The following is a 12,570-nucleotide window of genomic DNA, read 5'->3' as shown; positions in this document are numbered from 1 at the left end:
AGGCACCGGAGATCCGTTTCCCTGCGGAACAGCTTGCTTCGAGGCCACCAATTAGCCGATGGTGGTGATTTCGGGACCGCGCTCAGGGGGAGTAAGCGGGGCGCCGGCAGGCTTGGGCAACGGTGACGCGTCACGCGGCAGCCGCAGCTGCAGCAGGTCCCGCGGCGGCAACGGCTGTTCGCCCCGGACCACGACGACGCTCCGGAAGACTTCTTCCAGCGGCTTCGCAGCCTCCGGGTCCAGCGCTGCGGGGCCGCCGAACACGCCGCGCAGGAACCAGCGCGGTCCATCCACGCCCACAAACCGGGCCACGCGGAAACCCTTGGAGCCGTCCTGCGCCTGGGCCGGGACCTTGGCCAGCAGCTCGGTGCCAAAAACGCCAGCAAGTTCATCCACGGTGCCGCCCTGGGACCCCACGGACTTGCCGATCTGGTTGCGGATGTCGTCCCAGAGGGTTTCCGAGCGCGGTGCCGCAAAAGCCTGCAGCTGCAGGCTGGACCCGTCCAGGTCCAGGGTTACGGCAACTACGCGCTGAGTCTTCTCTTCGACTTCGAGGCGCAGCTGAAGTCCCTGGGCTGCGGCGATACGCAGCGCACCCAGATCCACATAGCCGTCCTCGGACGGCTTGTCGCTCACGTCCCACGGCCCGGCGGCCTGCGGGCCCCTCTCACGGGCACCGGCTCCGGACGCTGAAGAGTCAACGCCGTCGGTGTTCTCCTGTACGTCCTCGCCAAGTTCCTGCTTGTCTTGGTCCTGCTTGTTCTTCTTCAGTCGCCCAAATGCCATGGCCGGGTTCCTCTCTCTTGTAGGGAGGCCGCACGCTGCTGGCCCCCCGGACAGCCGCTCTAGGCAGGCAGTGCAGTAAAGCCGCCGGTGGAACCGAACCCGCCGGTGCCTCGGACGGAATCGGACAATTCATCAACCAGGTCAAACGCAGCCGTCTCCACCCGCTGGATCACCATCTGGGCAATCCGGTCACCCCGGTTCAGGGTGATGGACCGGGAGGAATCGGTGTTGAGCAGCGTGACGCTGATCTCACCCCGGTAACCGGCGTCAACGGTGCCGGGAGCATTAACCACAGTGAGGCCGTGTTTGGTGGCCAGGCCGGAGCGGGGATGGATAAAAGCCGCGTAGCCGAAGGGAAGGGCCAGGGCCACCCCGGTGGGAATGAGCTTCCGCTCCCCCGGTTCCAGCACAAAGTCAATGCGGGTGCGAAGGTCAGCGCCGGCATCGCCCGGATGGGCGTACGACGGCGGTTCCAACCCGTCGTCGAGCATTTTCAGCTGCACGGTCATGGTGGGGCCTGCTTCAAGCACCGGTGTCTCCGACTTCCCTCGTGTGATTCCTGCGCACGTCCCGTTCAGGTCCGCGTACGCGCTTCTCCAGCTACCCCGGAAGCTTCCCGGGAATACCGCACCTCACTTTAGCGCGTTTTCCTGACGCTTCTCCGTACGCCGCGGGACGGCATTCTGGTGCGGTGGCGCCAAGATGAAATGCTGGCCCAAAGATGCCAAGCTAAAGGTATGTCATCCCCCTCTGCGCAGACTCCCGCCAGCACCGTTCTGTATTCGGAGCGGCTTCTCCCCTCATTCTGGATTTGGGTGATGGCCCTCGGCGTCTCCGCCTCGAGCATCCTCGTGTTCGTGCCCATCAGCATGGCAACGGGAATAATTGCCGCCGTCGTCGTGGCCGTAGTCCTGACTGTCCTGCTGCTCCTGAGCACCCCGACCATCCGGGTCACCGCGGACACCCTGCAGGTGGGCAAGGCGGAAATCGAGCGGACCTATGTTGGAAGCGTTCAGGGTTACCGCGGAGATGACGCAACGTTCCAGCGCGGCCGGGGCCTGAATGCCACGTCCTACATGTGCATCCGCGGGTGGATTTCACCGGTGGTCAAGATCGAAATCACTGATCCTGCCGACCGCACGCCGTACTGGCTCACGTCCACCCGCCATCCCGAGGAACTGGTCGCCGCCCTGAACAGCTAGCCGATGAGGTCCAGCACTCAGCCCTCGCAGTCCGTGCAGTAGGCCAGCCCGTCCTTTTCCAGTGCTATCTGTGACCTGTGTCGAACCAGGAAACAGGAGGCACAGGTGAATTCGTCCGCCTGCGGAGGAAGCACCCGCACCAGGAGTTCCTCGCCGGAGAGATCCGCGCCGGGCAGCTCAAAACTGTCTGCGGCTTCGGTCTCGTCTTCATCCACGACCGCCGACTGCGTGGTGGCAGTGCGCCGTGTCTTCAGTTCCTCCAGGGATTCCTCGCTGATGTCCTCTTCTGTCTTGCGCGGCGCATCATAGTCAGTCGCCATAATTAGTACTCTCACCATCCGGTCGAGTTGTTGTGAAGGTTCATCCGGGCCGCACCTGCCGGTCCGGGATCGGCAGGCTTCTAAGGCTCTGAGGTATCAACGCAACGGGTTTCCGTTTTGTGCCCGTAAACCGGAGATTTTTGTCTTCTTGAAAGCAAAAATCCACCCTTGAGCCGCCGCACGGCCTCCGGAAGGCAACAAACTTGCTTCCGAAAGCCGCCGATCCGCGCCACGCCCCTGCAAACAGTAGGCTTTCGCCGCTGCGGGTGGCATTGTTTCCAGAAGGAATTGCTATCGGGTGGAGGATTGGTTCATGCAGGATCTACGTCTCGTGGGTGTCCATGAGGGTGGCGAGCATCTGCTGCTCAGCGGCAAGGGCGGGGAGACATTCCGGCTTCGCATGGATGAAGCGCTTCGAGTGGCGGTATCCCGCTCGGTGCACCGTTCCACTGCCGCTCCGGAACGGCCGGAAGGCCCTGCCATGACCCCCCGTGACATCCAGGCACGGATCCGCTCCGGTGCCAGCGCCGAGGACGTCGCTGAGATCTCCGGTCTGGACCTCGCCCACATCCGCCGCTATGAGGGGCCGGTCCGCGCAGAGCGCGACTACGTGGCCCGCCAGGCGCAGGCCGTGGAGGTTGCCGCGCCGCTCGCCGCCACACATGACGGCTACCGCAGCACTTTCGGAGATAGCCCCGTCAATCTCGGTGACATGGTCAGTCACCGCCTTAAGGCCTTCGGTGTTGATCCGGACAGCGTCGAGTGGGATGCCTGGCGGCGTCCCGACTCCACCTGGGACGTAGTGGCGCGCTTTGATCTGGGCAATGACGCCCAGGTGTCCGTGGGAGAAGAACCGCCTGCCCGCTGGACCTTCAGCCCGCTGCGCAAGAGCGTCTCCAATTCCAACCGCTGGGCGCAGCTGCTCAGCGAACTGGAACCCCTTGACTCCCCCGTCCCCTCACGCCGGCTCACGGCTGTTGCGGATCGGGTCTTTGACTTTGAAGCCGTGGCCGCTCCGGATGCGGACGGTGCAGCTGATGACGGCGATGAGGATACCGCTAACCTGCTGGAGGTCCTGCGGTCCCGCCGCGGGCAGCGCCTCGGTGCCGATGAAGACGGCGACGACGCCCTGGCAGCACTGCTGGCCAAGGGCAGCATCCCGGCGGCGCATCCACGGGACGGCCACACCGAGCTGGACGACGCCGGTTCCTCCCGCCCACGCACCGGGCACCTGACCCTGGCGCCGGCAAGCACTCCGGCCTCCGGCTCCGCCGACGCTCCCGACTCGCTCCGCCTGCCCAACGGCGTAAACCCGGATACCCGGGAAATCAGTGTCCTGGCCCGCCCGTTCCGCCGCCGCGGAGACGCACTTGACGGTTCCGGCACCACACCCTCCGCGGACAAACCCGCCGGGCCGGCAACCGGTTCAACGGCTGCGGTGCCAGAACACAAAGACGGAGCCAGTGCAGCATCCGGTAGCGCTGCGGGTTCCGCCCCGGCGCAGGACGATGCCGCTCCTGCTGCTACTGAGACCGGATCCGGAAACGCATCCCGGAGCAAGGCCAAATCCGGCGGCCGCAAGGGTGGCAGGACTGATTTCCCCTGGGACCGCATGGGCTCGGGCGCCAGCCGCACTGACGCCGCAGGGTCCGCGGACAACGCCTCCAAGGACGAGGACGGCGCGGACCGCCGTCCGATCAAGCCCAAGCGTTCCTCCGTGCCCAGCTGGGATGAAATCGTCTTCGGCACCAAGGGCGACTAGCGGGATACACCCGGCTCAAATCGGTTCAACCCGGTTCCCTGGCTGCTTCTGCATCCGTCCGCGGGCAGGCAAGGCCCCCGAAGCCTGAGCTGCCTAAGGAAGATGCGGATGTACGGCGCAGACGTTCAAATCCGCCGGAGAGTCAGCGGCTACGGCGGAAATTGACTCCGCCTTGTGGGCTGTCACCCGACGCATATAGTGCCGGCGGCAGAGGGTTTCATACCCCACCACGGGGGCGGTTTTCACTGCTTCAGCGGCAAAGAGCGGTTCCTCCGTGACATCGGCCGCAGCCCCGGCCGGCCCAGCTGCTGGAGCATGTTTGCCCACATCGCCCACCACCACCTGGTCACCTTCCACCACCATGACACCGTCCACGGTCCGGGCGTTGTGGGTGGCACGGCGGCCGCACCAGCACAGGGCACGGACCTGAAGCACTTCGGTCCGGTCAGCCAGTTCAATCAGGCGCTGGGAACCGGGGAAGAGACGCGTCCGGAAGTCCGAGGTGATGCCGAAGGCAAAGACATCCACGCACAGCTCATCCACCACGCGGGCCAGCTGCTCCACCTGTTCGGCCGCGTAAAACTGAGCTTCGTCGCAGATGAGGTAGTCCACGGGGAAACCCGCCCGCCGCCGGTCAGTCACTTCGTCCCAGAAATCCGTGCTGTCAGTGACTTCAACTGCGGGGGTGCGCAGTCCCAGCCGGGAGGAAATCATGGACTCCCCCGCCCGGTCGTTGCGGCTGAAGAGGATTCCGCCCCTGCCGCGGGCACTGTGGTTGTAGTCCATCTGCAGGGCCAGCGTGGATTTGCCGCAGTCCATGGTTCCGGAAAAGAAAACGAGCTCGGCCACGGTTACTTCTTTCTCCCGCCGGCCTGTGCCCCGGGATTTCGCTTGGCCGCCGGTGCAGCAAGCTGCAGCAGCGGAACTTCCCGCTCCGCGCGGGTCATGGAGCCGTGCTGGCCCACCACTTCCAGGGAGGAGGATTTCATGCGCCGGAGGTCGTACAGTGCGATGGGCTCGCGGGCCAGCACCAGCACGTCGCCGATGCGGGGCAACACTGCTCCGGTCACGACGTCGCCGAAATACCCGGCGTCAATGGCTTCCTGGCGCGTGGTGATCCAGATCTTGTTGCCGTAGGCGGTGCGCCAGGCAGCCATCAATCCGTCCCGGTCCGACTCATCCGCTCCCGGCTCCAGATAGAGGTGGACCATGCGCGGCTCGCCCGCCGTGTGCCGCACGCCGGCCACCAGGGACGGGTCTGCCGAAAAGTCGTAGCGGTGCTCCGGTGCAACATCCACCATGCCGTGATCGGCGGTGAGCAGCAGCAGCGTGTCCGCCGGCAACCGTGCAGCCAGCAGCTTGAGCGCGCTATCCAGCTCCTCGAGCTGGAAGCCCCACTGGGGAGACTGGGCGCCGTGTTTGTGTCCGGCCTTGTCCAGCTCGTTCCAGTACAGGTACATCAGCATCCGCGGCGAACCGGCCAAGGCCTGGGCTGCGGCAGCCACCCGTGCATGCGCACCGGTGGCGCCGATGAACTCGCCGCCGCGCAGGGCCGCACGGGTCATTGCGGAATCCGCGAAGCGGGGCAGACTGACCGAGGCGACCGGAACATGCTCGGCCGCACGCTCCAGCACCGTGGGGCAGGGCTGCCAGCGCTCCGGGTCCACGCCCGGATCCCAGTTGCCGAGCAGGTTGACGACCTTGTCCTGGTCCGGGTCCAGCACGTCATAGCCCACCATGCCGTGTTCGCCGGGCGGGCGCCCGGTGCCCAGGGAGGCGAGGGAGGCCGCCGTCGTCGTTGGAAATGCCGCGGTCAAAACGCGCGCCGAGGGCAGGAAGCCGCGCAGGAAGGGGGCGTGGCCACCGCGCTGCTTGAGCAGGGACCAGCCAAGACCGTCCACCATGACCACGCACACGCGTTTGGCTGCCGGCAGATTCAGGGTGTTCTCGAAGCCGGGCACGCCAAGCACGGCGGCGGAGCTGGTCAGGACATCGGCAACGCTGCTGCGTCCGTAACCGGGGGCGGGAGGCAGTGATTCACCGGAGGCGGAGCCTGTTCCGGATTCAGACTTCATGGCCCCTTACCGCTGGTGGTGGCTGCGGTTGAACCGGCTGCCGATGCCGGCTGCACGCTGGCGGGAGTCCCCGCCATCCAGGGCACGCACATTAACGGTGTCCGTGTTGACCTTGCGCAGTGCCCGGGCAAAGTCCTTGGCGTTCTGCACGGCCTGGGCTCCGTCGGCCTCGGCGCTGACCCGGAGCACAATGTCCTCCTGGGCGATGTTGCCGGTGTAGCCGTGGTCGGCGTCGCACTGCGGGTCCGCGCAGCCCGCCGGGCCCATGTCCAGCCGCTGGCCGCCGGACCAGGCGATGGCCAAGGTGAGCTCGCGGGCCTGGTCCGAGGGCTTGTAGTCCTGCGGCTGGGCGTACATGTAGCCCAGGACCACGGAACGGATCTGCGTCACCGGCACGGACTCGGTGGAAACCTGCGCCATCATCTGCTCACCGGCGTCGTCCAGCTGCTGGTCATCCACGTGGGTAATCACCAGCATGTCCTCGGTCAACACCAGGACGGTGATGTGGCGGTGCACCTCGGTGCGCTCAAAATGCGTTTCCAAATGGATGATGTGGGACAGCGGTTCACGGCCGTCCAGGGCATCGTGGACCACGTCGGCCAGAAGAGTGGGATAAAAACCGGCCCGCTCCATGGAAGCGTCCAGGCTGCGGCGTTCAGAAGAAAGTAACGGCGACATGCTTCCAGTTTCCCCCAGAGAGCGCCTCAGCACCTAAATGGCGCGCGGGCGCACATGAAGTTCGTGACGCAACTCCCTGGCCGTCCCGTATCTCCCTGTTAGTCCCGCATGGCCCGGCGTGCACTGTCGGTGCGCTGCTGCGGGTTGCCCAGGCGCACATCGGCACTCAGGACCGTCACCCCGGTGGTGGAAACCAGCACCGGGTTGATTTCCAGCAGGGCAATTTCGGGATGCTCGTCCTTGAGCAGCGCCAGCCGGGAAATCAGGTCCTCCAGGGCGGCGACATTGGCCCTGGGCAGCCCCTGGTAGCCGAAGAGCTTTCCGGAGGCGCGGGGCGCCCGCACCAGGTCCGCAACGTCCGTATCAGTCAGCGGCGGAATGCCGTGCGCCCAGTCATCCAGGAGGTTCACTGCGTCTCCGGCCAGGCCGAAGGACAGCACGGGTCCCAGCAGCGGATCTTCGATGGCCCGCACGGTGCAGCCCTGCCCGGAGGGAGCCATTCTCTGCACTTCCAGCTCAAAGCTGCCGTAGGGCTCCAGCGCCTGCTTCATCTGATCGATGTTGGACAGGAGCTCCTCGGGAGTGGAAATGTTCAGCCGCACTCCGCCCAGGTCCAGACGGTGGCGCAGATGCTCATCCATGGTCTTAATGACCACCGGCCAGCCAAGGGCGTCCGCAGCCTCCACCGCTTCCTCCCCGGTGGAGAACGGCACGGACGGCAACAGCGCCACACCGTAGAACCCCAGCAGCTGCGCGGTTTCCGCCGAGGACAGCCGCATCAGCCCGTCCCCTGTCACCCCGGACAGCAGCTTGTCCACATAGGCCTGCGCACCGTCCGGATCCACCCCGGACGGTTCCACAAAGTGGCCGTGGTCGCGGGCGGCCCATTCGGTGTACCGGACCAGGGAGGCGAGCGCCGAGACGGCTGCGCCCGGACTGGAGAAACACGGCAGGCCTGACTGCCGCCCGTCCTCCTCCCTGCCTCCGGGAATCAGCAGTCCCTCCACGTGCGCACCTGGGTCCATGATGCCGGTGAACGCGGCCACAACGGGCTTGCCGGTCTCCGCCACGCAGTCCTGCAGGCACTGCGCAATCTTCTCGATCGTCAGCCCCGGCGAAGGCAGCAGCGTCACCACGCCGGCATGCACGGCGTCGTCGGCGAGGGCCTTGGTGACGGTGGCCTTCAGCAGCGGCAGGGCCACGCTCATTCCGGCATCCAGGGCCAGATCGGTCTGCAGGCTTCCCACTTCAAGGTCCAGGCCGAGGGCGGCGTCCGCCACCACGCGACCCAGAGCCGCAGAGTTACTGAAGACCGCGAGGGAACGTCCGGCCGGCAGCGGCTGGCTGACGGCAATCTGGGCCACATCCATCAGCTGTTCGTTGGTGTTCACCCGGATGACCCCGGACTGCCGCAGCATGGCATCCAGCGCGCCGGCCGGTGCCTGCGTGGTCCGCACGGCGTGGCCCGGGGGCAGCTGGAGACCGGTGACATCGGACTTGGCCACGATCACCGGCTTGGACGTGGCCAGCCGGCGGGCGATGCGGGAGAACTTACGGGGATTGCCCACCGATTCCAGGTACATGCCTACCACGCGGGTGTCCGTGTCATCTTCCCAGTACTGCATGGCGTCGTTGCCGGAGACATCGGCCCGGTTTCCGGCCGAGATGGTGGAGGACAGGCCGAGGCTGCGCCGTTGAGCCGCAGCGTAGAGCAGCACGCCGATGGCGGCGGACTGGCTGAACAGCCCCAGTCCCCCGGGCACCGGCATCGCCGGGGCCATGGAGGCATTCAGGCGAACGTCCGGGCGGGTGTTGATCAGGCCCAGCGACGCCGGGCCCACCACGCGCATTCCGTTGGCCCTGGCGTGCCGCACCAGCCGCCGCTGCCGCGCCAGGCCGCGTTCGCCGTCGTCCGCGAATCCTGCGGTGGCCACCAGCAGGCCCTTGACGCCCGCGCGGGCACATTCCTCCGCGACGGACAGCACCTGGTCATAGGGGACGGCGATGATGGCCAGCTGGACGGGTTCGGGCACATCCCCGATCCGGGCGTAGGAGACCAATCCGGCCAATTCAAACGCCTCCGGGTTCACCGCGTAGACGGAGCCGGTGAAACCGCCCTCAATGATGTGTTCCAGCAGCTGATAGCCCACGGTGCCCCACTCACGGCTGGCTCCGATCACAGCGACCGACGACGTCGAGAGCAGGCCCGCCACGCTGCGGGCCTCGGCGCGGTGCTCGCGGGCTTCCATGACCGCCCGGGATTTGTCCGTCGGGTCAATGTTGAAGTCCAGGGCAATCACGCCGTCGTCGAAGTGCCGGCGCACCTCATATCCGGCATCAGCGAAGACGCCGATCATCTTGCGGTTTTCGGGAAGCACCTCGGCGGAGAAGCGGCGGATGCCGTTTTCCCGGGCGGCGGCCGCGAGGTGTTCCAGCAGGATCGAGCCGAGCCCGCGGCCCTGGTGCCCGTCCGCGATGTTGAAGGCGACTTCGGCCTCGGTGGGATCATCGAGACGGTCATAGCGGCCGATGCCGATAATTTCCGAGCCGATGGTGATAACGAAAGCCACCCGGTCCCGGTAATCCACATTGGTGAACCGTGCCAGCTCCTTGTTGCTGAGCTTGGCCTTGTAGGTGAAGAAGCGCAGGTAAATGGAGGTTTGGGACTGGCGCATATGGAACTCCTGCAGGGCCTGCGCGTCCCCCGGTGTCACAGGTCTCAAATGCCCGGTGCCACCGTCCCGCAACACCACGTCAGCTTCCCAATATTCGGGGTAATGTCCCTGCTCCGCCATAGACTCAGAGTAGTGGGAAATTTTCTCCGCTGTCTGCAGGACGCTTCGGCCGCCGCGCCGGATCCCCCTGCATCCCCGTTTACCCCCTACCAATGCAAGGACCCGACAACAGCATGGCCCGGCGCCAAACCGTCTCCAAGACCGCACCCGGCGAGAAAATCGCCGAGAACATCATCGACATTGATGTCACCACCGAGATGGAAGGTTCCTTCCTCGAGTACGCGTACTCGGTGATCTATTCCCGCGCCCTCCCCGACGCCCGCGACGGCCTCAAGCCCGTGCAGCGGCGCATTCTGTACATGATGGCTGACATGGGTCTGCGGCCGGACCGCGGCCATGTGAAGTCCGCCCGCGTGGTGGGCGAGGTCATGGGCAAGCTCCATCCGCACGGCGACTCCGCCATCTACGATGCGATGGTCCGCATGGCCCAGGACTGGGCGCTGCGCCTGCCGCTGATCGACGGGCACGGCAACTTTGGCTCGCTCGACGACGGCCCCGCCGCCGCCCGGTACACGGAGGCCCGCCTGGCCGCTCCGGCGCTGACTCTGACGGATCATCTGGATGAAGACGTGGTGGACTTTGTCCCCAACTACGACAACCAGCTGATGCAGCCCGAGGTGCTTCCGGCGGCCTTCCCCAACCTGCTGGTCAACGGCGCCACGGGCATTGCCGTGGGCATGGCCACCAACATGGCTCCGCACAACCTCGGCGAGGTCATTGCCGCCACCCAGCATTTGATTGCCCACCCGGAGGCCTCGCTGGATGAGCTGATGCGTTTCATTCCCGGCCCGGACCTGCCCAGCGGCGGCCGGATTGTGGGGCTGGACGGCATCCGCGACGCCTACGCGTCCGGCCGAGGTTCCTTCAAGACCCGCGCCAAGGTGGAGGTGGAGCAGCTGACCGCCCGCCGCACCGGGCTGGTCATCACCGAGCTGCCGTACATGGTGGGTCCGGAAAAGGTCATCGAGAAGATCAAGGACGCTGTCACCTCCAAGAAGCTCCAGGGCATCTCGGACGTGGTGGATCTGACGGACCGCAGCCACGGACTGCGGCTGGTGATCGAGCTGAAGAACGGTTTCAATCCCAACGCCGTACTTTCCCAGCTCTACCGGTACACACCCATGGAAGATTCCTTCGGGATCAACAACGTCACCCTGGTGGACGGGCAGCCGCGGACCCTGGGCCTGGTGGAGCTGCTGCAGGTCTATGTGGCGCACCGTCTCGGCGTCGTCCGCCGGCGCACCGCCTACCGGCTGCGGAAGAAGCAGGACCGGCTGCACCTGGTCGAGGGTCTGCTCATAGCGATTGTGGACATTGACGAGGTCATCCAGGTCATCCGCACCTCCGATGAGACGGCCCAGGCCCGCGAACGGCTGATGGCCATCTATGACCTGACGGAGATTCAGGCCAACCACATCCTGGAACTGCGGCTGCGTCAGCTCACCAAGTACTCGCGCATTGAGCTGGAAAAGGAAAAGGAGGAGCTGCTCCTGGCCATTGCGGAGCTGCAGGCCATCCTGGATTCGGAGCCGCGGCTGCGTGCCCTGGTCTGTGAGGAACTCGGCGAAGTGGCCGCGAAGTACGCCACCCCGCGGCGCACGGTGCTGCTGGAATCCGAGGCCGCGTCGCCGCTGAAGGGTGTTGCCGCCGCCCCCGCCGTGACCGGCAAGGGCGCCAAGGCGGCCCTGCCGCTGGAGATCGCCGATGATCCGTGCTGGGTCATCCTCACCAGCTCCGGCCAGCTGGCCCGGACGTCCAATCAGGAGCCGCTCACTGAGGCCGGTCAACGGGTGCGCCACGATGTGTTCCGTTCAGTGGTGAAAACCACGGCGCGCGGCGAGATCGGGGCGGTAACGTCGTCGGGCCGGATGCTCCGCGTCCAGGTGCTGGACATGCCGGCCCTGCCGCCCACCTCCGGACTGCCCAACATGGCGGGCGGGGTTCCGGTCAGGGACTTCATGACCCTGGCCAAGGGCGAGGAGCTGATCGGCTTGGTGCCCCTAAACGAGATCATTGCGCTGGGTACCCGGAACGGCATTGTGAAGCGGGTCAACCCGGAGTATCCACTGAACCGGGACGACTGGGAAGCGATCACGCTCAAGCCCAAGGACGAAGTGGTGGGTGTGGGTGTTGCCCGGCAGGACACCGATGAGCTGGTGTTCGTGACCGAGCAGGCGCAGCTGCTGCGCTTCAGCGCCTCGGCGGTCCGTCCGCAGGGACGCACCGCCGGCGGTGTTGCCGGCATCAAGCTCGGCGCCGAGGACCACGTGCTGTTCTTCGGCGTGGTGGCGCAGAACGATCCGGCCGCCGTCGTCGTCACCGTGTCCACCGGCAGCGAGACCCTGCCCGGAACCCCCGGCGGATCGGTGAAGGTCACCGAATTCTCCGAATATCCGGTCAAGGGCCGAGCCACCGGCGGCGTGCGCGCACACCGCTTCCTGAAGGGCGAGGACGCGCTGGCGGTGGCCTGGGCCGGGCACGGTCCGGCGAAGGCCGCGGCCGCCAACGGCGTAGCCCGGGCGCTGCCCACCGAGCATGGGCGGCGGGACGGCTCCGGCATTCCGCTGACCAGCCAGGTGGACGTAGTGGGGCCAAGCAATACACCGGTTGAGCCGGGCGAGGATCCCGCCGCCGGCTAGCCCGCCTGGCGCCGCGATGGCCCGCGATGCACCGCGATCGCCGCGACAGGAGAAAGGCCGGGCGGTCTGCGGATGCCCGGCCTTCCTCCTGTCTCTTCCTGCACCGTCTTTCGCCGGGATGGCACCCCCTCGCACCTGCAGCACATCGGGTGTGCAGGTCTGGCGGGTCCCCTCCACCCGCAGCACATCGAGTGTGCAGGTCTGGCGACCTAGCCCGTGGCTACGTCAACCGGTTAGTGCAACACGGGGTTCAGGCTGCTGCGGGTTGCAGCAGCTCAGCAAGTTTCTGAGCCGGGGTCGCCATGCCCAGGGT

At 66.3% G+C, this 12,570-nt stretch carries 10 protein-coding genes; 3 read left to right on the top strand and 7 right to left on the bottom strand.

Annotated features, from left to right (window positions below; translation table 11 throughout):
- Nucleotides 1-51: 51 nt before the first annotated feature.
- Nucleotides 52-786, bottom strand: a complete 735-nt coding sequence (locus tag ABIB35_RS12540; RefSeq protein ID WP_354181861.1) for a DUF3710 domain-containing protein — start codon at nt 784-786, stop codon at nt 52-54.
- A gap of 59 nt (nt 787-845) precedes the next feature.
- Nucleotides 846-1,295, bottom strand: coding sequence for a dUTP diphosphatase (dut, locus tag ABIB35_RS12535; RefSeq protein WP_354182044.1), 450 nt, complete (start codon nt 1,293-1,295; stop codon nt 846-848).
- Between the two features lie 228 nt (nt 1,296-1,523).
- On the opposite strand from dut, the gene ABIB35_RS12530 reads away from it, so the two are divergent.
- On the top strand, nt 1,524-1,988 hold the full coding sequence (locus ABIB35_RS12530) for a DUF3093 domain-containing protein (RefSeq protein WP_354181860.1): 465 nt from the start codon (nt 1,524-1,526) through the stop codon (nt 1,986-1,988).
- 17 nt (nt 1,989-2,005) lie between these two features.
- On the opposite strand, the gene ABIB35_RS12525 is transcribed toward ABIB35_RS12530, so the two are convergent.
- Nucleotides 2,006-2,308, bottom strand: a complete 303-nt coding sequence (locus ABIB35_RS12525) for a DUF4193 domain-containing protein (protein ID WP_354181859.1) — start codon at nt 2,306-2,308, stop codon at nt 2,006-2,008.
- A gap of 313 nt (nt 2,309-2,621) precedes the next feature.
- Between ABIB35_RS12525 and sepH the strand changes: the two genes are divergently transcribed.
- Nucleotides 2,622-4,070: a septation protein SepH gene (gene sepH, locus ABIB35_RS12520; protein ID WP_354181858.1), complete on the top strand. Its 1,449-nt coding sequence runs from the start codon at nt 2,622-2,624 to the stop codon at nt 4,068-4,070.
- A gap of 93 nt (nt 4,071-4,163) precedes the next feature.
- Here the strand turns inward: sepH and ABIB35_RS12515 are convergent, their stop codons facing one another.
- The 4 genes from ABIB35_RS12515 to ABIB35_RS12500 all read right to left on the bottom strand — a co-directional run bounded on the left by ABIB35_RS12515 (nt 4,164) and on the right by ABIB35_RS12500 (nt 9,618).
- Nucleotides 4,164-4,919, bottom strand: coding sequence for a thymidine kinase (locus ABIB35_RS12515; RefSeq protein WP_354181857.1), 756 nt, complete (start codon nt 4,917-4,919; stop codon nt 4,164-4,166).
- Nucleotides 4,920-4,921: 2 nt separating this feature from the next.
- Complete coding sequence (locus tag ABIB35_RS12510) at nt 4,922-6,145, bottom strand: alkaline phosphatase family protein (protein ID WP_354181856.1); 1,224 nt, start codon at nt 6,143-6,145, stop codon at nt 4,922-4,924.
- Between the two features lie 6 nt (nt 6,146-6,151).
- Entirely contained in the window at nt 6,152-6,823 is a 672-nt protein-coding gene (locus ABIB35_RS12505; protein ID WP_354181855.1) for a DUF5998 family protein, read from the bottom strand.
- A gap of 98 nt (nt 6,824-6,921) precedes the next feature.
- Nucleotides 6,922-9,618 (bottom strand): bifunctional acetate--CoA ligase family protein/GNAT family N-acetyltransferase, encoded by a 2,697-nt coding sequence (locus tag ABIB35_RS12500; RefSeq protein WP_354181854.1) that lies wholly within the window; start codon nt 9,616-9,618, stop codon nt 6,922-6,924.
- 113 nt (nt 9,619-9,731) lie between these two features.
- On the opposite strand from ABIB35_RS12500, the gene ABIB35_RS12495 reads away from it, so the two are divergent.
- Complete coding sequence (locus ABIB35_RS12495) at nt 9,732-12,257, top strand: DNA gyrase/topoisomerase IV subunit A (RefSeq protein ID WP_354181852.1); 2,526 nt, start codon at nt 9,732-9,734, stop codon at nt 12,255-12,257.
- Nucleotides 12,258-12,570: the final 313 nt, after the last annotated feature.

The sequence above is a fragment of the Arthrobacter sp. UYP6 genome (genome assembly GCF_040547315.1).
In the GTDB taxonomy this organism is placed as follows: Bacteria; Actinomycetota; Actinomycetes; order Actinomycetales; family Micrococcaceae; genus Arthrobacter_B.
This window is presented reverse-complemented; position numbering and strand designations above follow the sequence as displayed.